This window comes from Thiomonas sp. 13-64-67 (assembly GCF_002282795.1).
Classification (GTDB): domain Bacteria; phylum Pseudomonadota; class Gammaproteobacteria; order Burkholderiales; family Burkholderiaceae_C; genus Thiomonas; species Thiomonas arsenitoxydans.
Map to the genome: position 1 here is coordinate 1 of NZ_NCKP01000022.1, position 22,202 is coordinate 22,202.

At 66.4% G+C, this 22,202-nt stretch carries 21 protein-coding genes and 1 pseudogene; 16 read left to right on the forward strand and 6 right to left on the reverse strand.

Annotation, left to right across the window (positions count from 1 at the left end; genetic code table 11):
- The 12 genes and pseudogenes from B7X30_RS07480 to clsB form a co-directional block, all read left to right on the forward strand.
- Positions 1–165: pseudogene (locus B7X30_RS07480) on the forward strand (ammonia channel protein); the annotation flags it as partial.
- A gap of 167 nt (positions 166–332) precedes the next feature.
- Positions 333–791: a nuclear transport factor 2 family protein gene (locus B7X30_RS07485; RefSeq protein ID WP_286730084.1), complete on the forward strand. Its 459-nt coding sequence runs from the start codon at positions 333–335 to the stop codon at positions 789–791.
- Between the two features lie 39 nt (positions 792–830).
- A complete protein-coding gene (locus B7X30_RS07490) occupies positions 831–1,370 on the forward strand; it encodes an RNA polymerase sigma factor (protein ID WP_286730085.1) in 540 nt (179 codons plus the stop codon).
- Complete coding sequence (locus tag B7X30_RS07495; RefSeq protein ID WP_286730086.1) at positions 1,367–2,239, forward strand: anti-sigma factor family protein; 873 nt, start codon at positions 1,367–1,369, stop codon at positions 2,237–2,239. The genes B7X30_RS07490 and B7X30_RS07495 overlap by 4 nt, the downstream gene beginning before the upstream one ends.
- 157 nt (positions 2,240–2,396) lie before the next feature.
- Positions 2,397–3,167, forward strand: coding sequence for an extracellular solute-binding protein (locus tag B7X30_RS07500; RefSeq protein WP_286730126.1), 771 nt, complete (start codon positions 2,397–2,399; stop codon positions 3,165–3,167).
- Positions 3,168–3,248: 81 nt separating this feature from the next.
- Positions 3,249–4,541, forward strand: coding sequence for a glutamate--cysteine ligase (gene gshA, locus B7X30_RS07505; RefSeq protein WP_286730087.1), 1,293 nt, complete (start codon positions 3,249–3,251; stop codon positions 4,539–4,541).
- 19 nt (positions 4,542–4,560) lie between these two features.
- Positions 4,561–5,589 (forward strand): glutathione synthase, encoded by a 1,029-nt coding sequence (gshB, locus tag B7X30_RS07510; RefSeq protein WP_286730088.1) that lies wholly within the window; start codon positions 4,561–4,563, stop codon positions 5,587–5,589.
- A gap of 36 nt (positions 5,590–5,625) precedes the next feature.
- A complete protein-coding gene (locus B7X30_RS07515) occupies positions 5,626–7,881 on the forward strand; it encodes a sensor histidine kinase (RefSeq protein WP_286730089.1) in 2,256 nt (751 codons plus the stop codon).
- A gap of 196 nt (positions 7,882–8,077) precedes the next feature.
- A complete protein-coding gene (locus tag B7X30_RS07520) occupies positions 8,078–8,737 on the forward strand; it encodes a peroxiredoxin (RefSeq protein WP_013124279.1) in 660 nt (219 codons plus the stop codon).
- Positions 8,738–8,878: 141 nt separating this feature from the next.
- Positions 8,879–9,382 (forward strand): dihydroneopterin triphosphate diphosphatase, encoded by a 504-nt coding sequence (nudB, locus tag B7X30_RS07525; protein ID WP_286730090.1) that lies wholly within the window; start codon positions 8,879–8,881, stop codon positions 9,380–9,382.
- Between the two features lie 12 nt (positions 9,383–9,394).
- Positions 9,395–10,231, forward strand: a complete 837-nt coding sequence (locus B7X30_RS07530; protein ID WP_286730091.1) for an endonuclease/exonuclease/phosphatase family protein — start codon at positions 9,395–9,397, stop codon at positions 10,229–10,231.
- Positions 10,232–10,254: 23 nt separating this feature from the next.
- Positions 10,255–11,619 carry a cardiolipin synthase ClsB gene (gene clsB / locus B7X30_RS07535; RefSeq protein WP_286730092.1) on the forward strand — a complete coding sequence of 455 codons (1,365 nt, stop codon included), beginning with the start codon at positions 10,255–10,257 and terminating at the stop codon, positions 11,617–11,619.
- A gap of 78 nt (positions 11,620–11,697) precedes the next feature.
- Here clsB and B7X30_RS07540 read toward each other — a convergent pair whose 3' ends face one another.
- Positions 11,698–12,960: a sensor domain-containing diguanylate cyclase gene (locus B7X30_RS07540; RefSeq protein ID WP_286730093.1), complete on the reverse strand. Its 1,263-nt coding sequence runs from the start codon at positions 12,958–12,960 to the stop codon at positions 11,698–11,700.
- Between the two features lie 206 nt (positions 12,961–13,166).
- On the opposite strand from B7X30_RS07540, the gene B7X30_RS07545 reads away from it, so the two are divergent.
- The 3 genes from B7X30_RS07545 (at position 13,167) to B7X30_RS07555 (ending at position 15,629) form a co-directional block, all read left to right on the forward strand.
- Positions 13,167–14,210, forward strand: a complete 1,044-nt coding sequence (locus B7X30_RS07545; protein ID WP_286730094.1) for a sulfurtransferase — start codon at positions 13,167–13,169, stop codon at positions 14,208–14,210.
- Positions 14,195–15,349 carry a YeeE/YedE family protein gene (locus B7X30_RS07550; RefSeq protein WP_286730095.1) on the forward strand — a complete coding sequence of 385 codons (1,155 nt, stop codon included), beginning with the start codon at positions 14,195–14,197 and terminating at the stop codon, positions 15,347–15,349. The genes B7X30_RS07545 and B7X30_RS07550 overlap by 16 nt, the downstream gene beginning before the upstream one ends.
- Positions 15,350–15,440: 91 nt before the next feature.
- Complete coding sequence (locus tag B7X30_RS07555; RefSeq protein ID WP_286730096.1) at positions 15,441–15,629, forward strand: hypothetical protein; 189 nt, start codon at positions 15,441–15,443, stop codon at positions 15,627–15,629.
- On the opposite strand, the gene rapZ is transcribed toward B7X30_RS07555, so the two are convergent.
- From rapZ to B7X30_RS07570, 3 genes are read right to left on the reverse strand one after another with little or no spacing between them, the layout of a single operon-like run.
- Positions 15,590–16,549 (reverse strand): RNase adapter RapZ, encoded by a 960-nt coding sequence (gene rapZ, locus B7X30_RS07560; RefSeq protein ID WP_286730097.1) that lies wholly within the window; start codon positions 16,547–16,549, stop codon positions 15,590–15,592. The two genes, B7X30_RS07555 and rapZ, sit on opposite strands and share 40 nt — an antisense overlap.
- Positions 16,546–18,222 carry a DNA repair protein RecN gene (gene recN, locus B7X30_RS07565; RefSeq protein WP_286730098.1) on the reverse strand — a complete coding sequence of 559 codons (1,677 nt, stop codon included), beginning with the start codon at positions 18,220–18,222 and terminating at the stop codon, positions 16,546–16,548. The genes rapZ and recN overlap by 4 nt, the downstream gene beginning before the upstream one ends.
- 34 nt (positions 18,223–18,256) lie before the next feature.
- Positions 18,257–19,150 carry an NAD kinase gene (locus B7X30_RS07570; protein WP_286730099.1) on the reverse strand — a complete coding sequence of 298 codons (894 nt, stop codon included), beginning with the start codon at positions 19,148–19,150 and terminating at the stop codon, positions 18,257–18,259.
- 116 nt (positions 19,151–19,266) lie between these two features.
- Between B7X30_RS07570 and hrcA the strand changes: the two genes are divergently transcribed.
- Positions 19,267–20,286, forward strand: a complete 1,020-nt coding sequence (gene hrcA / locus B7X30_RS07575) for a heat-inducible transcriptional repressor HrcA (protein ID WP_286730100.1) — start codon at positions 19,267–19,269, stop codon at positions 20,284–20,286.
- 27 nt (positions 20,287–20,313) lie between these two features.
- Here hrcA and B7X30_RS07580 read toward each other — a convergent pair whose 3' ends face one another.
- Together B7X30_RS07580 and B7X30_RS07585 are read right to left on the reverse strand one after the other, a co-directional pair.
- The gene (locus B7X30_RS07580) at positions 20,314–20,739 is read right to left on the reverse strand and encodes a universal stress protein (protein WP_013124291.1); all 426 of its coding nucleotides are present in this window, start codon (positions 20,737–20,739) and stop codon (positions 20,314–20,316) included.
- A gap of 133 nt (positions 20,740–20,872) precedes the next feature.
- Positions 20,873–21,994, reverse strand: a complete 1,122-nt coding sequence (locus B7X30_RS07585; RefSeq protein WP_286730101.1) for a porin — start codon at positions 21,992–21,994, stop codon at positions 20,873–20,875.
- Between the last annotated feature and the right edge of the window lie 208 nt (positions 21,995–22,202).

Sequence of the window (22,202 nt, forward strand, 5' to 3'; positions counted from 1 at the left end):
CAGATCCTGATCCAGGCCAAGGGCGTGGGCTTCACCATCGTCTACGACGCCATCGTCACCTTCGTCATCCTCAAGGTCATCGACAGGGTCATCGGCCTGCGCGTCACCGAAGAGCAGGAACGCGAAGGTCTGGACATCAGCCTGCACGGCGAGCAAGTGCTCTGAGTCAAAGTTCTGAACGCTGCGGCGGCCAGCCGCCGCACCCGAAGGCGTCTCCTCATCCTGTCCCCAGGATGTTCCAACCGCCCCGATGGGGCGGTTTTTTTTCGACAACGGAATAATCGCCGCGCCGGGCCGTCTATGCAGCATCCCAACCCTTAACGGAGCTGAAGATGAAAACCGCCACTCGACTGACCCCCACCCTCGCCGCCGCGGCGCTGGCCCTCTCGGCGCTCTGGATCGCGCCGTCGGCCTACGCCGACACCCCCGTCGAGGCCGCCCGCACGCACATCGAGGCGATTGCCGCAGGCAACGTGGACGCCATCACCGCCAGCTACGGCCCGGACGCCGTGCTCGAATGGGTCGGCGGCCCGCTGGATGGCCGCTACGACGCCGCCGACACCATCAAGACCACCTGGACCAAGTTCACCAAGGCCAACGGCCCGCTCAAGGCCGAGATCACGCATCTGCAGGAAGCGGCCAACCCGAAGGGCGCCACCGTCACGGCCGATGTCGTATTCCAGGGCAAGACCGCCATTCCCGTGCGCTACGTGCTCACCTATCGCAGCGGCAAGCTGGTCGATGAAATCTGGCAGATCGACCCCAAGCTCGCCAGCAAAGGCGGATACTGATTCCACCCACGGCCCGCCCGCCCTCAAACCCGCCCCGTCATGGCCGACCGCCACCAACTGCTGACCGAGCAGATCCCGCACCTGCGGCGCTATGCCCGCGTGCTCCACGCCGGGCGCATGGCCGACGCCGACGATCTGGTGCAGGACACCCTGGAGCGCGCCGTCAACAAATGGGGGCTGTGGCGCGGGGTGGGCAGTGTGCGGCCCTGGCTGTTTTCCATCATGCACAACCTGTTCGTCGATCACTGCGCCGTGCGCAATGCGCAGGCCACGGAGTCTCTGGACGATCTGCCAGACGCCGCCCATCCAGTGCAAGCCGCAACACAGGAGCTTCACTTCGAAGCCCTCGAACTGCTGGCCGCCCTCCAGCGCCTGAGCGTGCCCTTGCGCGAGGTGTTGCTGCTGGTGGCCGTGGAAGGGCTCAGCTATACGGAGGCGGCCAAGGCGCTCGGCGTACCCACCGGCACGGTGATGTCGCGCCTGTCGCGCGCCCGCAGCCAGCTCTGGCAACTCACCAACGGTGAAGGAGCGCAGCGCCCTGCCTTGCGCATCATCGATGGGCAAAGGAGTGTGGGATGAATCCGCAACGCCCCGACCGCGACACCCTCATGGCCTACGCCGACGGCCAGCTCGACGCGGCCCGCAGCGCCGAGGTCGATCGCTACCTGGAATACGAAGCCCGGCTGGCCCTGAATGGCGATGTGCCACCACACGGCGCGCGAAGCTCCGTGAGCGCGGAAATCGCCGCCCTGCAGGCGCAGAACCTGGCGCTGCGCGAGGCACTCGCTCCCATGCTCGACGAGCCAGTGCCCGCGCGCCTGCTGCAGCCTCTCGCGCCGCCTGCGCGCCCCTGGGTACGCGCGGCAGCCGTGGCGTTGTGGATCGGCGTGGGCGCGGCGGCCGGCAGCCTGGCCACCCGGGAGGCGCTGCAGCAAAACGGCCCCGTGGTCACCGCGCAGAACGAAAGCGAAGGCATGCAGCACTTCGTGCATCAGGCCGAACTCGCCTACGCCGTCTACACCCCGGACGCGCGCCGCCCGGTGGAAGTGCGCGAAGGCAGCGATCTGACCACCTGGCTGTCGCGCCGCCTGCAGCGTCCCATCGTGGCGCCCGACACCCTGCCCGGCGGCCTGGTGCTCATGGGCGGCCGCCTGCTGCCCGGCATGCCGGGCAAACCCGCCGCACAGCTCATGTACCAGGACGCGCAAGGCCACCGCGTCACGGTCTATCTGCGCGGCATGGCCAAGCCCACCGCCGAGATTTCATTTCGCATCGTGCCCGGAAAACCGGCGTCCACCTTCTATTGGGTGGATCGCCAATGGGGCTACGCGCTGACCGGAGATCTGCCCCGCGCCCAATTGCTCGACGCGGCGCGCGTGCTCTATCAGCGCTACACCGCCGACGATCCATCCGCCCTGCCAGGTTCCACTGCCGCGCCGCAAGCCTGACTTCGCGACGCCGCTTTCGATTCCCCTCGCCCTGCAGACCGACGCTTTGGCGTCGATCGACCGGGTTTTTTTTCGACGTTCAGGAGTGCTCATGACCCAACCCACCTCACCCAACCCGTCCGCTGGCCAAACCCCCGACGCCGGACGCCGCGCCCTGCTGCGCACCAGCCTGCTCGGCGCCGGCTTGCTGCTGGCCTCGGCCACGCCGCTGGCCCTGGCGGACAACACCCCGTCGCTCAAGGTGTACGGCCCGGGCGGCCCGGCGCCCGCCATGAAGGAAGCGGCCACGGCCTTCGAGAAAGCCACGGGCATCAAGGTCGAAGTCACCGCCGGCCCCACCCCGAAGTGGATCGACGCCGCCCGGGCCAACGCCGACCTGATCTATTCCGGATCGGAAACCATGATGAGCGACTTCGTCACCGCCATGAACGGCCAGCTCGACAGTGCCGACGTCACTGCGCTCTACCTGCGGCCGCTCTCCATCCTGGTGCGCCCGGGCAACCCCAAGCACATCACCGGCTTCACCGATCTGCTCAAGCCCGGCCTCAAGGTGCTCGTGGTCAACGGCGCCGGACAGAACGGGGTCTGGGAAGACGCCGCCGGTCGCCTGGGCGACATCCGCACCGTGCGCGCGCTGCGCAAGAACATCGTCGCCTATCCAGCCAACAGCGCGCTGGCCCGCCAGGCCTGGATCGACCAGCCCGACATCGACGCCTGGCTGATCTGGAATATCTGGCAGGTCTCCAACCCCAAGCTGGCCGAACAGGTGGCGGTGGAAGAGCCTTACCGCATCTACCGCGACACCGGCATCGCCCCGACCACGCGCGGCAAACAGCTGCCCGCCTCGCAGCAGTTCATCGCCTTTTTGCAGAGCCCGCAAGGCGCGGCGATTTTTCAGCGCTGGGGCTGGATGACGAACGGCGCCTGAACCGGGGCAGATGCGGCAACTCAGCGCGTTTGCGCTGCGTCTGCAAGAATCGGGGCTGTCCCCGCTTTTGCAAACAGAACAATGATCCCGCATCTCATCACCTCCTCGGGCGATCCCGTCCTCGAACTCGAACAGCGCATCCTGGAGGCGCAGCCCTCCATCGAGCGCTGGTTCCGCCTCGAATGGATGGAGCACACCCCGCCGTTCTACAGCTCGGTCGATCTGCGCAACGCCGGCTTCAAGCTCGCGCCGGTCGACACCAACCTCTATCCCGGCGGCTTCAACAATCTCTCCCCGGAGATGATGCCGCTGGCGGTGCAGGCCGCCATGGCCGCCATCGAGAAAATCTGCCCGGAGGCCAAGAACCTGCTGGTGATTCCCGAGAACCACACCCGCAACACCTTCTACCTCGAAAACGTCCACACCCTGATGCGCATCTTCCGTCAGGCTGGGCTGAATGTGCGTCTCGGGTCGCTCGACGAGACGGTCACCGAGCCCATGCACCTCAAGCTGCCGTCGGGCGGCGAGCTGGTGGTGGAGCCGCTGATCCGCAACAAACTGCGCCTCGGGCTGAAAGACTTCGACCCCTGCACCATCCTGCTCAACAACGATCTGTCGGGCGGCATCCCGCCCATCCTGCAGGGTCTGCATGAGCAATACCTGCTGCCGCCGCTGCATGCCGGCTGGGCCGTGCGGCGCAAGTCCAAGCACTTCCACGCGTATGACGATGTGGCGAAAAAATTCGCCAAGCTCATCGGCGTCGATCCGTGGATGCTCAACCCCTACTTCGCCCAGTGCGGCAAGGTCAATTTCCACGAGCGCCACGGCGAAGACTGTCTGGCCGAAGCGGTCGACAGCGTGCTGGCCAAGGTGCGCAAGAAGTACAAGGAATACGGCATTCAGGAAAAGCCCTTTGTCATCGTCAAGGCCGACGCGGGCACCTACGGCATGGGCGTGATGACCGTGCGCGACCCCAGCGAGGTGAAAGACCTCAACCGCAAGACCCGCAACAAAATGAGCGTGGTCAAGGAAGGGATGGAAGTCAGCGAAGTGCTGATTCAGGAAGGCGTGCCCAGCGTCGAGCGGCTGCAAGAGGCCGTGTGCGAGCCGGTGGTCTATATGATGGACCGCTATGTCGTGGGCGGGTTCTACCGCGTGCACGCCGACCGCGGGCCGGATGAGAACCTCAACGCCCCCGGCATGCACTTCGTGCCGCTGGCATTCGAGGAACAGTTCAACGTCACCCACCCGGAAGCGGCCCCCGGCACCAACGGGCCGAACCGCTTCTACATGTACGGCGTGATCGCCCGGCTGGCCATGGTGGCCGCCAGCTACGAGCTGGAGCGCACCGACCCTGATGTGGGACTGGGCTGAGCCCGCGGGAACGCCCATCATGCAACTGCTGTTCATCGCCGACCCGATCGCGTCCTTCAAAATTTACAAGGACACCACCTTCGCCATGATGCGCGAGGCGCAGGCGCGCGGCCATGTGCTCTGGGTTTGCGAAGCCGCCGATTTGCACTGGAGGGGAGGGAACTCCTCCACAACCACCGTCCCGACGGGTGGGGAGGAGGCGATTGCAGCGCCAGTCACCGCCGTCTGCCGCCGCATCGAACTCACCGGGGCCACGTCGGGGCACGACTGGTACCGCGTGATCGACCAGCGCCCACTGGCCTTGCGCGAGGTGGATGCGGTACTCATGCGCAAAGACCCGCCCTTCGACAGCGAATACTTCTACGCCACCCATCTGCTGCAGCAAGCCGAGCGCGAAGGTGCGGCCGTGTTCAACAGCCCCCGGGCGCTGCGCGACCACCCGGAAAAGCTCGCCATTCTGGAGTTTCCGCAGTTCATCACCCCCACTCTGGTCAGCCGCCGCGCGGCCGAAATCAAGGCGTTCTACGGTGAGCATGGCGACATCATCCTCAAGCCGCTCGACGGCATGGGCGGCACGGGCATCTTTCGCCTGCGGCAGCAGGCCGATGGCAGCCCCGATCCCAACCTCAACGTGGTGATCGAAACCCTCACCGCCTTTGGCGCCACCACCGTGATGGCGCAGCGCTTCGTGCCCGCCATTGCGCAGGGCGACAAGCGGGTGCTGATCATCGACGGCGAACCCGTGCCCTATTGCCTGGCGCGCATTCCGCAAGGCGGCGAGACACGCGGCAATCTGGCCGCTGGCGGATTGGGCGTGGCGCAGCCGCTCTCAGAGACCGACTGGGCCATCGCCCGCGCGCTGGGGCCGGTGCTGGCCGCGCGCGGCCTGCTGCTGGTGGGCATCGACATCATTGGCGACAAGCTCACCGAGATCAACGTCACCAGCCCGACCTGCTTTCAGGAAATCACCCAGCAATCCGGCTGCAATGTGGCCGCGCGCTTCATCTCCGCGCTCGAAGCTGCCGTCACCCGATCCCGCCCCGATTGACGCCGCGGGCGCGCGGTGGGCGACAATCCGCCCATCATGCAGATGCCGCAAACCCGTTCTGCCCGCATTTTGATGGCGGCCTTGCTGCTGACCCTCGCGGGGATCACCACGGCGCTGTACATCGCCCTCAATCAACCCTGGCTGGGGCTCACGCTGTCGTCCCGCGCCGATGCGTACAGCCCGGGCATCGAGGTGCTGCATGTCGCTCGCAACGGCCCCGCCGCCGCCATCGCTCAAGGCTCGCGCTTGCTGTCGATCAGCTCGGGCGGGCAGCGCGTGGCCTTGCAGCCCAGCGACCTGATCGAAGAGCCTGACTATTTCGACACTTACGCCGAAGTCGAGCGCTTTTTTCAGCGCCAAACGCAGATCGCCACGCTGCAGGCACGTCCCCTGCTGCTGAGCTGGCAAGACCCTGCCGGACAGGTCTTCGAGCAGACCGTCGCGCCCCTACCCAACCGTCCGCTCGCCAGTCTGCCTTTGGTGTTCTGGTTCCAGTTGCTCTGCGGCGGCGTGGCCCTGCTCGTCGGCGCCTGGGTCTATGCGCTCAAACCCAAGGGCTGGCCGGGGCGGCTGCTGGCGCTCTCGGGGCTGCTGTTTCTGCCCAACACATACTCGGCCGCGATCTACAGCACCCGCGAACTGGCGCTGCCCGGCGGTCTGTTCGAGTTGCTATCGGCCATCAATCATCTGGGCGCGCTGGGGTTCGGCGGCGCGTTGGCCGCGCTGTTTCTGGTGTACCCAGCGCGACTGGCGGCGGCGAAGTGGCTCTGGCCCGTGCCCATCATCGTGGTGGGCTGGTGGGCGATGGATGCCGCGCGGCTGGCGCCCAACGTGAGCTGGGGGGTGCGCATTCCGCTGCTGCTCGAAATCCTGCTTGCCGTGGCGTTGGCCGTGGTGCAGTGGCGGCGCAGCGCCATGCGCGCAGCCGACCGCGCCGCGCTGCGCTGGTTCATGCTCTCGGCCATGCTGGGCGCGTTCACCTTTGTCGTCTTCACCTTCGGTTCGAGAATGATCGGGGTGTTCACGCCGATGCAGCAGGGCTATGCCTTCGGTTTTTTTCTCGCCATGTACCTCGGTCTGGCCCTGGGGGTCGGACGCTATCACCTGTTCGACCTCGACCGCTGGGCCTACCGGCTGCTGCTCTGGGTGCTAGGGCTGGGGCTGATCATCGTGCTCGACATGCTGCTGGTGCTGCTGCTGAACTGGCGCCACGACCTGTCACTCATCCTCACCCTGCTGCTGGCCGGGCTGCTGTATTTGCCGATGCGGCAGTGGCTGTGGGGCCGCATGATGCAGGGCGAGTTGCCGCCCATCGATAGGCTGCTGCCCGAGATCATTTCGGTGGCCTTCACCGCGCAGACGCTGGAACGCGAGCGCCGCTGGCTCGGCCTGCTCGACCGGCTGTACCAGCCGCTGCACAACCTGCCGATGCCGCCAAGCGAGGCCGACACCGCCCCCGGTCTGGCGCAGGACGGCATGGAACTGCGCATCGCCCCGGCAGGCGGTCTGGCCGCGCGCCGTCTGCAAGGGCGCAGCGCCGGCCAGCGCCTGTTCACCGTGACCGACGCCGACCTGGCCGCCTCGCTCGTGACCCTGTTCAACCAGGCCGCGGCGGGCCGCGACGCGCTGGAGACCGGCGTGCAGCAAGAGCGCGACCGCATCGCCAGCGATCTTCACGACGACATCGGCGCCAAGCTGCTCACCCTGCGCCATCTGGTGCACGGCGAGCGCGAGCAGGCCATGCTGATGACCACCATCGATCAGTTACGCGCCATCGTGCGCGGGCTGCGGCAGGCGGTGCAGCCGTGGGAAGAGTTCGCCGCCGACATCCGCTCGGAAACCGCGCAACGCCTGGCCGCAGCCGGTATGGCGCTCGACTGGCCGCCGCCACTCATCGGTGGGCTGAGCGCCGCTCGCCTGCCCCCTCAAGACGCCGCGCAGCAATACCACCTGCGCGCCCTGCTGCAAGAGGCGGTGAGCAACGCCATACGCCACGCCCGCGCCAGCCGCGTTTCCGTGCGACTGAGCATCGTCGATGCGACCCGTATGCGGCTGGACGTTTTCGACGACGGCATCGGCATCGATCCGCAACATGCCACCTCCGGACATGGCCTGACCAGCATGCAGATCCGCGCCCGCGCCCTGGGCGGCCAGATCGCCTGGCGCCGCAACATCGACCGCGTACCGTCCAGCGCGCCCGCCGACAAACCAGCGGAAAGCGCCGCGCCGCCTTCGGGCCACGGCACCTGGGTGGAATTGGTGTTTCCCCTTGGGCCTGTTCACCCTATTTAGTCGCCTGTCACAACCAAGTCGATCCGACCGCGCACAGTGCGCCTCATTCAGTTTTTCAAAGCGCCGGTTTCGTTATATGTTTTTCCTAACCGTCCGATTGTGACAATCGATTGGATCAATTTTCGGGTTTTCCCTAGACTTCTTTCTCAACGGCACACCCGCCGCATGTTTTCTTCCCACCACAAGGAGCTCAACCATGGAACAAACCACTGAAAATTTCGGCCTGCCCCGCCTCAACGAGCCCGCGCCCAACTTCAACGCCGTCACCACCCACGGCCCCCGTACCCTGGCCGACTATAAGGGCAAGTGGCTGATCCTGTTCTCGCACCCGGCCGACTTCACCCCGGTGTGCACCACCGAGTTCATGGGCTTCGCGCGTGAGGCCGAGACCTTCAAGTCGATGAACTGCGAGCTGCTCGGCCTGTCGATCGACTCCATCTTCGCCCACCTGGCCTGGGTGCGTTCGATCAAGCAACACTTCGGCGTGGACATTCCCTTCCCCATCATCGAAGACCTGAAGATGGAAGTGGCCCGCGCCTACGGCATGATCCACCCCGGCGCCGCCGACACTCAGGCCGTGCGCGCCACCTTCTTCATCGACCCCAACGGCATCCTGCGCGCCATGGTGTACTACCCGATGAGCAACGGCCGCTCGATCAACGAGTTCGTGCGTCTGCTGCAAGCCCTGCAGACCAGCGACAAGCACGGCGTGGCCACGCCGGAAGCCTGGTGCCCGGGCGACAAGGTCATCGTGCCCCCGCCGAAGACCTCCGCCGCCGCTGAAGAGCGCGTGAGCAAGGGCGCGGCGCAAGGCATGGAAGTGACCGACTGGTACTTCTCCAAGAAGACGCTGTAATTCATCAACGGGAACTCCCCGTTGCCTGAATACCCAAGCCCCGGCCCGCCGGGGCTTGGGTTTTTGTTTTGCGCAAAGGCCGCAAGAAACGAGGGCGCGGCAAGCAAGCGTTTGCAGCCTGACTTCCTTAAGATGCGGGTCATGGATGCAACGACTCAGTCCCCCTTCTCCCCGTCCGAGACCGGACGCAAGATTCCGGTCTCGGTGCTGGTGGTGATTCACACTCCCGCACTCGATGTGCTGCTGATCGAGCGCGCGCTGCAGCCCGGCTTCTGGCAAAGCGTGACGGGCAGCATCGACGCCCCTGGCGAACCCCTGATGGACACCGCCCTGCGCGAAGTGGCCGAAGAAACCGGCATCCAGGTGGGCGGCATCGCCGTGCCCCTATCCGCGCTGCGCGATTGGCGGCTGGCCAATGTGTACGAAATCTATCCGCTATGGCGGCATCGCTACCCGGCGGGCATCTGGAAAAACACCGAGCATGTGTTCAGCCTCGAAGTGCCCGCAGGCACTCCCGTCACCCTGGCCGCACGCGAACACCGCGCATGGGCCTGGCTGCCGTGGCAGGAGGCGACCAAGCGCTGCTTTTCGGCCTCGAACGCCGATGCGATCCGCCAGTTGCCGCGGCGCTTTCCTTCGCGCTGAACAGGCCCGGTCATGGAACTGCGCGTCGCCTCCTACAACATCCACAAAGGCGTGCTCGGCCACGGCCCGGCCAAGCGCGCCAGCATTCTGGAGTTGCAGACGGCGCTGCAGGGGCTTGAGCCCGATCTGGTTTTTCTGCAGGAGGTGCAGTTTTTGCATCAGCGCAACGCGCGCCGACTGAGCGGTTGGCCCGCGCTGCCGCAGCACGACTTTCTGGCGCAGGCGCTGAACATGCACGCGGCCTACCGCACCAATGCCTGCACCCGGCATGGCGAACATGGCAATGCGCTGCTGTCGCGCTATCCCATCATCGACATCGCCCACTGCGATGTATCGGACCACCGCTTCGAGCAACGCGGCCTGCTGCATGTGCAGGTGGCGCTGCCCAAGGGCGGGCCGCTGCACTGCATCGTGGTGCATTTCGGGCTGTTTGCCGCCAGTCGACAGCGCCAGACCGATCGCCTGCTCGACTACATCGCGGCGCAGGTGCCCGCGCAGGCGGCGCTCATCGTCGCGGGCGATTTCAACGACTGGCACGGCCGCATCGGCCCGCAACTGCTGCAGCAAGGCCTGGTCGATGTGAGCGAGCCGCCACTCAAGACCAATGGCAAGACCTCTTGGCGCAAGCGCGTGCGCACCTATCCCGCGCGGCTGCCGCTGATGCCGCTCGACCGCATCTACGCCCGCGGTCTGAGTGCCAGCGAAATCGGTCTGGGCTGGGGTCGCGCCTGGGCCCGGCTGTCCGACCACGCGCCGCTGCTGGCCTCGCTGCGCTGCGACCAGCCAGACTGCCCCGAGTCGCCCCTGCCCGACCCGGCCGCCGCTGCGTCTGCGCCCATCGCCGCGTGAGCGCGTAGCCCGAGCGCCGCCCCTTGCCTGCCCCGTCCTTGCAAGCCGACACGCTGCCCCACCCTCTCGATGAACCGCTGCGCTGGACCGGCGGCGGCGCCCCGCGGCTGCTGCCCTACGGCAGCGCGCTATTCCCGGCCATGCAACAGGCAATCGAGCAAGCCCGCGAAAGCATCTGGCTGCAGACCTACATTTTTCATACCGACGAGGCCGCGATGACTCTGGCCAGCGCGCTGTGCGACGCCGCGCGGCGCGGGGTGCAGGTGCGGGTGCTGGTGGACGGGCTGGGTTCGAGCCGCAGTGTCGAGGCGCTCTCCGGCCGCTTCACCGAAGCCGGGGTGGAGTTCATGGTGTTTCGTCCCTGGCGCAAATGGCTCGATGTCGTGCAGCGGGGTCGCTGGCGGCGGCTGCACCGCAAGCTGTGCGTGGTGGACGCGCACACCGCCTTCATCGGCGGCATCAACCTCATCGACGACCGACTCGATATTCACCACGGATGGAGCGCGCAGCCCCGGCTCGACTATGCGGTGCAATACCACGGCCATCTCGCGCGCCAGACGCAGTGGGTGATGCAGCGACTATGGCTGCGCACCGTGCTCACCGGCAGCCTGCAGCGCCGTCTGCGCAAACTGCCCGGCCCTGGCGTGTTCGACACCTCGCCCAACCGCCGCGCCTACTGGCAGGAACTGCTGGACTGGGGCAGCGACATGCCCGTGGCCGACGAAGACGGCGCGCCACTGCCGCCCAGCAGCGCCACAGCGACCGCGCCCCGCACACCCGCACCCCGCCCCACCCCGCAGACCCTCGCGCAAAGCCTGGCCGCGCTGGTGGTGCGCGACAACTTCTCGCAACGCCGCGCCATCGAGCACAGCTACATCCGCGCCATCAACCGCGCGTGCAACCGCGTGCTCATCGTCAGCCCCTACTTCTATCCGGGGCTGGAGTTTCGCCAGGCGCTGAAAAATGCGGCGGCACGCGGCGTGCGCGTCGAGCTGCTGCTGCAAGGCCGTATCGATTACCGCATGGCGGCGTGGGCGGCGCGCGCGCTCTACGGCGAAATGCTGCGCGCCGGGGTGCATATCTATGAATACACCCCCGCCTATCTGCACGCCAAGGTCGCCGTGGTCGATGCGGACTGGGCCACGGTCGGCAGTTCCAACATCGACCCGCTGTCGCTGCTGGTCAATCTCGAAGCCAATCTCGCCGTGCTCGACCGCGCCTTCGCGCTGGAACTGGGCGCGCATATCGAAAGCCAGATCGCGCAGTCGCTGCCGATCAACACGCCCGACCGTCTGCGCACGCGGGCGCCGTGGTGGCTGCGGCCGTTCGTGGCCGTCGCCGCGCGGGCCTTTGTCGCCCTGGCCGGCGGGGTGAAAAACGAATATTAGCCCCCCCCCGAAAGCCGCGCTGCACGCGGCTCTCCCCCCAGGGGGCAACGAAACACTTGGGGCGGCCCGGCGTGTTTCTTAGGCTCCCCCTTGGGACGATTCGCCGCACACGCAGTTGCGCCCCATCTGCTTGGCGCGGTAGAGCGCCCGGTCGGCGCGCACCAGCACATCGGCGGTGCGCTGATCGCCCGGGCGCGACTGCGTCATGCCGATGCTCACGGTGAGCGCCACCGCCTCGCCCTCGGCCAAGGCGATGGCCTCGGCGCTGACCGCAGCGCGCAGCCGCTCGGCGATCTGCCCCGCCTCGGCCTCATCCGCGCCGTCGAGAATCAACAGAAACTCCTCGCCGCCCAGCCGTCCGAAAAAATCGCGGCTGCGCTTTTCGCCCTCGATGATCTGGACGAAGCGACACAGCACGCGGTCACCCGCGGCGTGGCCGAAGCCATCGTTGATGCGCTTGAAATAGTCGAGATCGAGCAACAGCACCGACAGCGGCGCCCTGCGCCGCAACAACCGCTCGAGAATGCCCAGAATGCTGGAGCGGTTGTGGATGCCGGTCAGGCTGTCGAAAGTCGCCAGATGTTCTAGCCGACGCTCCAGCGCCTTGCGCTCGCTGATGTCGCGCCAGATGCCTTCGACCCCGGCGTATTCGCCCTGCTCGTCGCGCAAGGCCTGGGTGCTGATGGAGATGTCGATGATCACCCCGTCCTTGCGCCGCATGCGGCCCGGAAAATCGTGCACCGCGCCGTGCTTGCGGATCTCGGCCACCAGGGCGTCGCGCTCCGACAGATCGGGATAGAACGCCGCAGCGGGCAGGCCGATGATTTCCTCGGCGGTGTAGCCCAGCACGTTTTTCACCGCCGGGCAGACGTAGCGGGTGATGCCCTGCGCGTCGGTGCGGTAGAACACATCCTGCATGGTGTTCATCATGCGCTGGAAGTCTTCGTCGGTCTGACGCAGGCGCTGCTCCATCGCAGCGCGCTCGGTCATGTCGAGAAAGCTCGCCAGCACCGCGCGTTCATCGTCCACCACCACGATGGCGCTGCTCATGGCCAGCATCAGCGGCTGGCCGTCGCAGGTGTAGGCGCGAATTTCAGTGACCGGGTTGATGCCGCCGCCCTCGGCGTGACGCAGCCGCGCCAGTGCGCGGTGCAGATCGAGCGGGTGAATAAAAACATCGACCTCACGCCCGATGACGTCGGACGGCTGGCGCGCCCGCAACAGCCGCAGCGCTGCGGGGTTGGCGTAACGCACGGTATCGCCCACCAGCATCGCTACACAGGCCGGCAACTGGTCGATCCATTCTGCGCTGGGGCGACCCGCCTGGTCGGGGTCAGTCATGACGAACTTCAGGCGCCGGATGCGTAACCCGGTCTGGATGGCTTGGGGCGTGCATGATGGGTTCCACTCTGCGATGGGTATGAGAAAACAGGTTAGCACTGCGCAGAGCGCATGGTCCGGCGGGCTGATCTCATATGCCCTGCGGTTGGATGCGCATGACAACTCTGTATTTCCGTTTTCGCCGCCAGACTTCCAGAATGCGGTGCATGAACACACCGCCCCCCGCCCCTTCTTCTCTCCACCCCCCTCGCCGTTCCGCCTGGTCACGTCTGTGCCGCATCTGCGCCCTGGGCTGGCTGCTCGCCGCCTGGGCCTTGCAACAAGGCGTCAGCGCAGCGCCATCCGCGCCATCCGCGCCGGGCACGGCGCAGACTTTCGGCCCGCTGATCTCGGCGCAAGCCCTGGCCACTCAACCTACGCAGGTGCGCATCATCGACCTTCGCGACGATGCGGCAGCGGCCAACGTGGCGCATATTCCCGGAGCACTTGCCGCGCCCTATGCCGACTGGCGCGGCCCCTCCAGCAATCCGGGCCAGCTCCTGCCGCTGCCTCGGTTCACCGCTCTCGTGCGGCGACTGGGCCTGAACGCGGAAACCCCCGTGGTGCTCGTCGCCAACGGGGATGACCCCAGCGATTTCGGCGCGCCCGCCCGCGTGTACTGGACGCTCAAATGGCTGGGACTGAAGCATCTCGCCATTCTCAACGGCGGCATGACCGCCTGGCAGGCCGCCGCGCTGCCGCTCACCCGCCAGCCCACGCCCGCACCGACGCCCAGCGCGTTCACCCCGCAACTCGACGACACCCTGCTCGCCACCCGGTCCGAAGTGGCGCGCGATCTCGGCCAACCCGGCACGCTGCTGCTGGACGCCCGCCCCCGTGCCTTTTATCTGGGCCGCGAAAAAGCCCCCGCAGCAAGTCGCCCCGGCACCCTGCCCGGCGCGCTGGACTTCGACAATCTGCGCTGGTTTGAACCGGGCAGCGGCGCCCTGCCCGCGGTGGCCACGCTGCAGCGAATCGCTGCTCAGTTGCCGCAGCAGCCCGGCGCCGTGCAGACCGTCTCGTTCTGCAATACCGGCCACTGGGCCGCAACCAACTGGTTCGTGCTGTCCGAAGTGCTGCACCGCCCGCATGTGGCGCTCTACCCCGGCTCGATGGTGGACTGGTCGCGCGCCGACGCCCCCATGGCCCATGTCCCCACCCGCTGGCAACAACTCTGGCAGCAACTGGAACAGACATGGCAAGCACTCTGAGCTCAACGCTTCACACCACAGCGGCGCAAACGACACGCCCAGCACAACGCCGCCTTGGCCGCAGCCTGTTGATGCTCGGCGGTCTGGCCGGGTTTGCCGCCATTACCTGGCTGGTCGGCTGGCGGCAGGGTTTGCTCTGGCTGATCGGTCTGGGCTATGGCGTGCTGCTTTCGGCGGCCGCCTTCGGCTTCACCACCGGCTGGAGGGTATGGATCACTCGGCGCGACCCCGTAGGGCTTTGGGCGCAATTCGTCGGCATCGCGGTGGCCATGCTCATCAGCGTGCCTCTGCTAGCCGCGCAGCCCGCGCTACAGGGCGCCGACGGGCCGCTTTCCATCAGTCTGTTGATAGGCGCCTTCGTGTTCGGCGCCGCCATGCAGGTCGCCGATGGCTGCGGCTCGGGCACTTTGTATAAGGCCGGGCTCGGTCATCCGGTGAGTCTTGCCGTGCTGCCCGCCTTCGTGTTCGGCAGCTTTCTCGGCGCGGCGCAACTTCCAGCCTGGCTATCGCTGGGCGCACTGCCGCCGGTCAATCTGGTGCACCGCCTCGGGGCCGCCGAAACGCTGATCGTCCAGCTTGCGGCCCTCGCCCTGCTCGCCGCGCTGTTGTGGAGGTTTCGCGGCACGCAACCTTCGCGCTGGCGCGGGCCCGCGGTGTGGTGGGCCGCCATCGGCCTGGGGCTGCTGGCGGCCGCCAATCTGGTGGTTGCCGGGCAACCCTGGGGCATTGTTTACGGCCTGGGTCTTTGGGGCGCCAAGATCGTGCAGGCGCTGGGCTTCGATCTGGGCGGCAACGCCTTCTGGGGCCTGCCGGCCCAGCAGGCGCAGTTGCACGCCACGGTATTGGCCGACAACACCAGCGTCACCGATCTGGGTTTGCTGCTGGGCGCGCTCATCGCTGCCAGCTGGCGCGGGAAAGCCAGCCCAGCGGTGAGCCTGCCCGCTCGGCAATGGCTGGCTTGCGTTGTTGCCGGCTTGCTGCTGGGCTATAGCTCGCGGCTGGCCTTCGGCTGCAATGTAGGAGCGTATTTCTCGGGCATCGCCACCGGCAGCCTGCACGGCTGGGTATGGTTCGCCTGCGCGTTCGCGGGCAGCCTGGTGGGCGTGCGCGTGCGCCATCGCCTGGGCATGGCGGATTGAGCCCACCCCGAAAACCATCGCTGCGCTCGGTTCTCCCCTCAAGGGGCGGACATTCTTGGGGCGGCCCGGCGAATGTCTTGAGGAACTCTCGATGAAACGCAAATTACCCTGGCTGATCGCCCTGTTCTGGGCCGCCGTGGTCTTGCTGCTGGTGCTGGACTGGCGCGTGAGCACGCCGCACGACCGGTTTACCGAACCGCCTCCCCTCGCGCTGGGCAACGGCCCGGCGGCGGACGCGGGTCACTGCTCGCTCGACCCCGTCGCGCCCAACTCGCGGTGACGCAGCAGTACGGTGTACTGGCTGGCGAAAGCGCGGCTGAGTTGTTCGCTCAAGTACACCGAACGATGCTGCCCACCGGTACAGCCGATGGCCACGCCGACATAGCTGCGGTGATCGGCGGCCAGTTTGGGTAGCCAGCGCTGCAAAAACCCGCTGATGTCGGCCTGCATCTGCAGCACCTCGGGCTGGCGCAGCAGAAACTCGGCCACGGGGGCGTCGCGCCCGGTGAGGGGCCGCAGCACCGGGTCGTAGTGCGGGTTGGGCAGCATGCGCACGTCGAACACATAGTCGGCGTCGAGCGGCACGCCGCGCTTGAACGCGAACGACTCGAACAGCACCACCATCTGGCTGGCCTGCACCCGCACGGTCTGCTTGATCCAGTCGCGCAACTGAGCCGACTTCATCTGGCTGGTGTCGATGTGCAGGCCGATCTCGGCCACCGGGCTCAGCAGTTCGCGCTCCATCTCGATGGATTCGATCAGCGCGTTGGCGTAGCCCTCGCCGCGGGCGGCAGCAGGGTTGCCGATCTGCTGCGCGGTCACGCGGCTGGTGAGCGGGTGGCGGCGGCGGGTTTCCGAAAATCGCTGCACCAGCGTGTCGGTGGCGCAGTCGAGGTAGATCGCGTGCACCTCGCAGCTGGCCCGCAGGTTTTCGAGCAGGCGCGGCACGTCGGCCAGCGACTCGGCGCTGCGCGCGTCCACCGCGACGGCCACGCGCTTTTGCCCCGAGGCGCGGGTCTGCTCGACCAGCGGGGTGATGAGCTGCGGCGGCAGGTTGTCCACACAGTAATAGCCAGAGTCTTCCAGCGCGGTCAGCGCCACCGACTTGCCCGAGCCGGACAGCCCGGAAATCAGCACCAGCTGGTGGGTCGCTCGCGCATCGGCAGGCGTTGGGACAGCAGCGGTTTCAGACGGGCTCATCGGGTTTCCAGGGACGGGGTTTCGCAAGCCGAGAGCAGCTCGCTGGCATGTTCCAGCGCGGCGCTCGATTGCGCGTTGCCGCCCAGCATACGGGCGATTTCGCTGCGCCGTTGTGACAGATCGAGCGCGTCGAGCAGGCTGGCGGTCTGCCCGTCCGTGCTGTGCTTGCGCACCGCGAAATGCTGCTGCGCGCAAGCGGCCACCTGCGCCAGATGGGTGACGGCCAGCACCTGCCGGTCAAGCCCCAGGCGGCGCAGCAGCCGTCCCACAGTTTGCGCCACGGCGCCGCCGATGCCTGCGTCCACCTCGTCGAAGATCAGGGTTTCGGTGTCTTGCAGGGCGCTGGTGGTCACGGCGACGGCCAGGGCGATGCGCGACAGCTCGCCGCCGCTGGCCACCTTGCCCAGCGCCCGCAGCTCCGCGCCGGGATGCGCCGCCACCTGCAGTTCCACCGCCTCCGCTCCGCGCGCGCCCACGGCGTCGAGCGGGGTGAGCGCCACATCGAAGCGCCCGCCGGGCATGCCCAGTTCCTGCATGGCCGCCTGCACCGCCTTGGCCAGTTGCTGCGCGGCCTTGCGGCGTTTCGTGCTCAGCTTGGCCGCCGCCTTCTGCAGCGCGGCCTGCGCGGCCTGTTCGGCGCTTTCCAGCGCGGGCAGGTCGATACTGCGGTCGAGCTGCTGGAGTTTGTCGCGCAGGGCGTGATGGGTTTGCGGCAGGTCGGCCGCCGCCACGCGATGCTTGCGCGCGAGGTTCATCCAGCCCGAGAGCCGGGCGTCGAGTTCGGCCAGGCGCTGCGGGTCGGCCTCGGTGCGCTCGGCCAGACGGCGCAGCTCGTGGCTGAGATCGCTCAGGCTGGTTTGCGCTGCGTCGATCTGCTGCACCAGCGGCTGCAGCCCGGCATCGACCTGCGCCGCCCGCTCCAGCGCCTGCTGCGCCTGCGCCAGCAAAGACAGCGCACTCACGTCCTCGCCGTCAAGCGCACCTTGCGCCAGAGCGAAGTCTTCGAGCAGACTGCTGACATGCGCCAGTCGTTTGTGTTCGCCCTCCAGCGTGGCCCACTCGCCCTCGGCGGGACGCAGGCGGTCGAGTTCCTCGCACTGCCACTGCAGGCGCTCGCGCTCTTCGGCCAACGCGCCGACGTCGCCTCTAGCCTGCTGCAAGGCCGCATCCGCATCGCGCCACTGGCTCCAGGCGAGCGCGACGGCCCGGGCTTCGTCTAGCGCCCCGGCGTAGCCGTCGAGCAGGTGGGTGACGACTTCGCGCCGCACCAGCCCCTGATAGGCGTGTTGCCCATGAATGTCCACCAGCCATTCCCCCGCGGCCTTGAGTTGCGCGGCGGTGGCCGGACTGCCGTTGAGAAAACCGCGCGACTTGCCCTGCGCGTCGATCACGCGGCGCAGCAGCAGCGTGTCGGCCTCGGCGGCGAATCCCTGCTCGTCCAGCCACGCGGCCAGCGGCGGGCTCAGGCTGAACTCGGCGCTGATCTCTGCGCGCTGCGCCCCCGCGCGCACCACACTGCTGTCGGCGCGCTCGCCCAGCGCCAGCTTGAGCGCGTCGATCAGGATGGATTTGCCCGCGCCGGTTTCTCCGGTGAGCACGGTGAAGCCCCCCGCCAGATCGATATCGAGCTCGGGAACGATAACAAAGTCGCGCAAATGCAGATGCAGCAGCATGGCTCAGTGGGAGGGGGCCGATTCAAGACTCAGTTCAGGATTCATCGGGCACTTCATGCCAATGAAGTTTTCGGCGCAGGGTGGAGAAATAGCTCCAGCCCGGCGGGTGGAGAAACACGCAGCGATGCGGCGCCTGCCCGATGCGGATGCGGTCGCCGCCGATCAGTTCGGCATAGCTCTGCATGTCGAAGTTCACGCTCACGTCGCGCGGCGTGACCACCTCGATCACGATATCGGCGCCGCCCGGCAGCACGATGGGTCGGTTCGACAGGGTATGCGGCGCAATCGGCACCAGCACCACGCCGTCCACACTGGGGTACAAAATGGGCCCGTAGGCCGATAGCGCATAGGCCGTGGAGCCGGTGGGCGTGGCGACGATCAGGCCGTCCGCCCGCTGCACATACATGAAGCGGCCGTCCACCTCCACCTTCAGCTCCACCAGCCCCGACGCGCCGTTGCGGTTGACCACCACATCATTCACCGCGATGGCGTTGAAAATGGTCTGCCCCGCGCGCTCCACCGCGCCGCTGAGCATGGCGCGCTCCTCGCGCTCGAAGTCGCCGGCCATCAGACCGTCGATTGCGGGCTCCCAGTCGCTGTCGGCGATATCGGTCATGAAGCCCAGCCGTCCGGCGTTGATGCCCACCAGCGGCACGCTCAAAGGCGCCAGTCTGCGCGCCGCGCCCAGCATGGTGCCGTCACCGCCCAGCACCACCGCCACCCAGCCGCCCTGCGCGGTGCGCTCGGCCAGCTCGCTGCTGCGCAGCACCGGATAAGGCAGCTCGGTGTGCTGCGCGGTGAGCTCGCCCACCCACACATCCACCCCGGCCCGGCTCAGCCGCGCGGCGATCTCGCCAAGTTTGCGCTGCGCCTGCGGCGCCTGATATTTGCCGATCAGCAAGACCTGCTGGAACACGGTACGGGGCATGGAGTTCTTAGGTGAGGCACGGCGGAGAACACCGCCCTGACGGCAAATTACAGCACAGGCGCAAGTCCAGCGTAGCGCGTTGCGCCCGCGCGCCGTCTGCGGCCTAAAATTTGCGCATGGACGAACGCGCCCGACTGCTGCTCAAAACCCTGATCGAACACTACATCGCCGACGGTCAGCCGGTGGGTTCGCGCACGCTGTCGCGCGCTTCGGGGCTGGAGCTGTCTGCGGCCACCATCCGCAACGTCATGGCCGATCTCGAAGATATGGGCCTGATCGCCAGCCCGCACACCTCGGCCGGGCGCATTCCCACCCCGCGCGGCTACCGGGTGTTCGTCGGCGCCATGCTCACCGCCCAGCCGCAGATGCCAACCGATCTGCTGCCGCAGACGCTGCAACAGCACATCGACACCGCCCCGCCGCAACAAGTGATGATGCGGGCGGCACAGCTCATGTCCAGCCTGTCGCAATTCGTCGGCGTGGTGCTGGCGCCGCAGCGCAGCGCCGCGTTTCGCCACATCGAATTTCTGCAGTTGAGCGAACATCGCATTCTGCTCATCATCGTCAGCCCCGAGGGCGATGTGCAAAACCGCATGCTGCACTGGCCACACGCCCTCAGCCAGAACGAGCTCAACACCGCAACCAACTACCTCAACGCCCATTTTTCCGGCCTGAGTTTCGAGCAGGTCGCGCAGAAACTCGGCAGCGAAGTCGAACACCTGCGCAGTGAACTCGTCGCCCTCATGCAGGCCGGCGTGCAGGCCGGCAGCCAGGCGCTGCAGCAGCCACAAGATCAAGTGGTCATCTCCGGGCAACAGCAATTGCTCGGCATCGGCGACTTTGCGGGCAATCTGGGCAAGCTGCGCCAGCTCTTCGATCTGTTCGAACAAAAAGCCCAGTTGCTCAAACTGATGGACGCCTCCGCCCGCGCCGATGGCGTGCGCATTTACATCGGCGGCGAAAGCGAGGCTGTGCCGTTCGAAGAACTCTCCGTCATCACCGCACCCTATGCGGCCGACGGCAAAGTGGTCGGCACCCTCGGCGTCATCGGCCCCACCCGCATGGCCTACGACCGCATGATTCAGATCGTGGACATCACCTCCAAGCTGGTGGGCAATGCGCTGAGCCAGCGGTAGGGCCTGTTAACGCGCCGCCGCGGCGGCTCACCGCACCAGCAGCACCGGCACCGTGGTGGACGCCACCACCTTGCTCGCCACAGACCCCATAACGAAGCCCTTGAGCGCCGAGTGGCCGTGCGTGCCCATGATGAGCAGGTCGGGCTGCAGACGCGTCACCTCGGCGGCGATCTGCTCGGCCGGGTCGCCCACCACAAAACGAGACTCGAACACCAGCCCGGCCTGTTTCAGCACGCCTTCAGCGGGCGCCAGCGCCTGCGCGCTGACGTCGCAGTAATACTCGTCCAGCGTGGCCTTGCTGAGCTGCGCGCGCGCCAGCGGCGTGCCGATGGGCAGCGCCACCGTGAGCAGGGTGATGCGCGGCGGCTCCTTGTATTGCCGCACCTGCTGCACCAAAACCTGCGCAGCCCGCGCGGTGTAAGTCGATCCGTCAACCGGTAGAACAATGTGCATTGGGCAACCCTCCTGTGCGGGCATTATGCCTGCCGCAACACGACCGCTCCCCGGCCTTTTTGCGATTTATACAGTCGAAAAAAAGCCGCCCGAAGGCGGCTTTCAAGGCAGTTGCTAGAGCAGCTTGCGCTGATCAGAACTTGTGACGGATGCCCAGGGCGAAGCCGCTGGACGATTGACCAGCAACACCCAGGTTCGCAGTGGAGGAATCGCCTACAGCCAGTGCCGTATTGGTGTCGTTGCTGATGTGCGAGTATGAGGTGTACAGGTTGGTACGCTTGGATAGGGAGTAGGTGTAACCGATAGCGTATTGCTTGGCCGTATTGTTTCCAGTGTCAGGGTTGGAAATCGTGTCCTTGACTTGCCCATAAGAAGCCAGCACCGCACCTGCGCCCACCGGGACGGAAGCGCCTAGCATCCATACAGTCCGCTTGCCGCTGGAAGCATCAACCTTCAGATCCTGATATAGACCTGTAACCTTGGCGATACCGAAATCATAGCCGCCAGTTACTTGCCAATGCTTGTCTGCGTTGCCGCTAGACGAATTCGCAGTCAAGCCATTGATATTGGTGATGCGCAAATAATCGAGCGTCGCGAACATCGGGCCGTTTTTGTACGCGCCGTTGAGTTCCCAGGCCCGGGTGGTGCTGCCACCTTGTGCCAGATTAACCGTTGCCGAGGTAGGAGCGAAAGAGTACACCGCAGTGCCAGTAAAGCCCATGAGATCAGGCGACACGTAAGCGACTGTTTGGTTCGCGCGTTGCACACTGCGCACATAAGAGATGTTGTCGATGTTGCCCGTCAAACCAGCGCCAAACGGGTCAGCTGCGATTTCATCGTTCCACAAAGGAGTGTTCATACGGCCTGCAACAACCGTACCGAAACCGCCGGTCAGGCCGACAATCGACGTGCGCTGCATGAAGCCGCCGCCGCTGCAGTAGCCATTCGAATTGCCGCCAGTGCCGTTGATGTTTTGATTGGTGCCTGCTGCGCAGAAACCGGTTTCAGCTTGGAAAATCGCCTTCAGACCGCCGCCCAGGTCTTCCGACCCCTTCAAGCCGATCCGAGAGGAGGACTGGCCGCCGGAATCCAGGCCCGTTGAAGACACGGTGCCCGTGCCCGACGAAGGCCGCAACCCGGTGAAATGGGTGACGCCCAGGTCGATGATGCCATAGAGCTGAACATTGCTGCCTTCTGCAAAGGCGCTGCTGGTAAAAGCGCCAACCACAGCCAGCGCGATGAGTGATTTTTTCATGATGGTTGCATCTCCAGGTTGTAAAGGGCCGACCGTGATGGCCGGTAAAGAGACGGGCTGCAGAGTTTTGCTCTGCTGTGCCCAGCTCGTCGCAGACCTAAAGCATTCCGCTTCCGAGACCTCAACAATTTAACAGTGCATCAGCGGCGATGCATATGGCAAGAGCAATTACCTCAGGTTTTTGTTGCCCCACAACAACAAAAAACAG

Excerpts from the sequence above, each read along its gene's own strand:
- B7X30_RS07580 (WP_013124291.1), bottom strand. The coding sequence starts at position 20,739 with ATGCACATTGTTCTACCGGTTGACGGATCGACTTACACCGCGCGGGCT.
- B7X30_RS07545 (WP_286730094.1), top strand. The coding sequence starts at position 13,167 with ATGAACACACCGCCCCCCGCCCCTTCTTCTCTCCACCCCCCTCGCCGT.
- gshA (WP_286730087.1), top strand. The coding sequence starts at position 3,249 with ATGATCCCGCATCTCATCACCTCCTCGGGCGATCCCGTCCTCGAACTC.
- B7X30_RS07495 (WP_286730086.1), top strand. The coding sequence starts at position 1,367 with ATGAATCCGCAACGCCCCGACCGCGACACCCTCATGGCCTACGCCGAC.
- B7X30_RS07530 (WP_286730091.1), top strand. The coding sequence starts at position 9,395 with ATGGAACTGCGCGTCGCCTCCTACAACATCCACAAAGGCGTGCTCGGC.
- B7X30_RS07585 (WP_286730101.1), bottom strand. The coding sequence starts at position 21,994 with ATGAAAAAATCACTCATCGCGCTGGCTGTGGTTGGCGCTTTTACCAGC.
- B7X30_RS07485 (WP_286730084.1), top strand. The coding sequence starts at position 333 with ATGAAAACCGCCACTCGACTGACCCCCACCCTCGCCGCCGCGGCGCTG.
- B7X30_RS07550 (WP_286730095.1), top strand. The coding sequence starts at position 14,195 with ATGGCAAGCACTCTGAGCTCAACGCTTCACACCACAGCGGCGCAAACG.
- B7X30_RS07555 (WP_286730096.1), top strand. The coding sequence starts at position 15,441 with ATGAAACGCAAATTACCCTGGCTGATCGCCCTGTTCTGGGCCGCCGTG.
- B7X30_RS07540 (WP_286730093.1), bottom strand. The coding sequence starts at position 12,960 with ATGACTGACCCCGACCAGGCGGGTCGCCCCAGCGCAGAATGGATCGAC.
- recN (WP_286730098.1), bottom strand. The coding sequence starts at position 18,222 with ATGCTGCTGCATCTGCATTTGCGCGACTTTGTTATCGTTCCCGAGCTC.
- B7X30_RS07515 (WP_286730089.1), top strand. The coding sequence starts at position 5,626 with ATGCAGATGCCGCAAACCCGTTCTGCCCGCATTTTGATGGCGGCCTTG.
- gshB (WP_286730088.1), top strand. The coding sequence starts at position 4,561 with ATGCAACTGCTGTTCATCGCCGACCCGATCGCGTCCTTCAAAATTTAC.
- rapZ (WP_286730097.1), bottom strand. The coding sequence starts at position 16,549 with ATGAGCCCGTCTGAAACCGCTGCTGTCCCAACGCCTGCCGATGCGCGA.
- B7X30_RS07570 (WP_286730099.1), bottom strand. The coding sequence starts at position 19,150 with ATGCCCCGTACCGTGTTCCAGCAGGTCTTGCTGATCGGCAAATATCAG.
- B7X30_RS07520 (WP_013124279.1), top strand. The coding sequence starts at position 8,078 with ATGGAACAAACCACTGAAAATTTCGGCCTGCCCCGCCTCAACGAGCCC.
- nudB (WP_286730090.1), top strand. The coding sequence starts at position 8,879 with ATGGATGCAACGACTCAGTCCCCCTTCTCCCCGTCCGAGACCGGACGC.
- B7X30_RS07490 (WP_286730085.1), top strand. The coding sequence starts at position 831 with ATGGCCGACCGCCACCAACTGCTGACCGAGCAGATCCCGCACCTGCGG.
- hrcA (WP_286730100.1), top strand. The coding sequence starts at position 19,267 with ATGGACGAACGCGCCCGACTGCTGCTCAAAACCCTGATCGAACACTAC.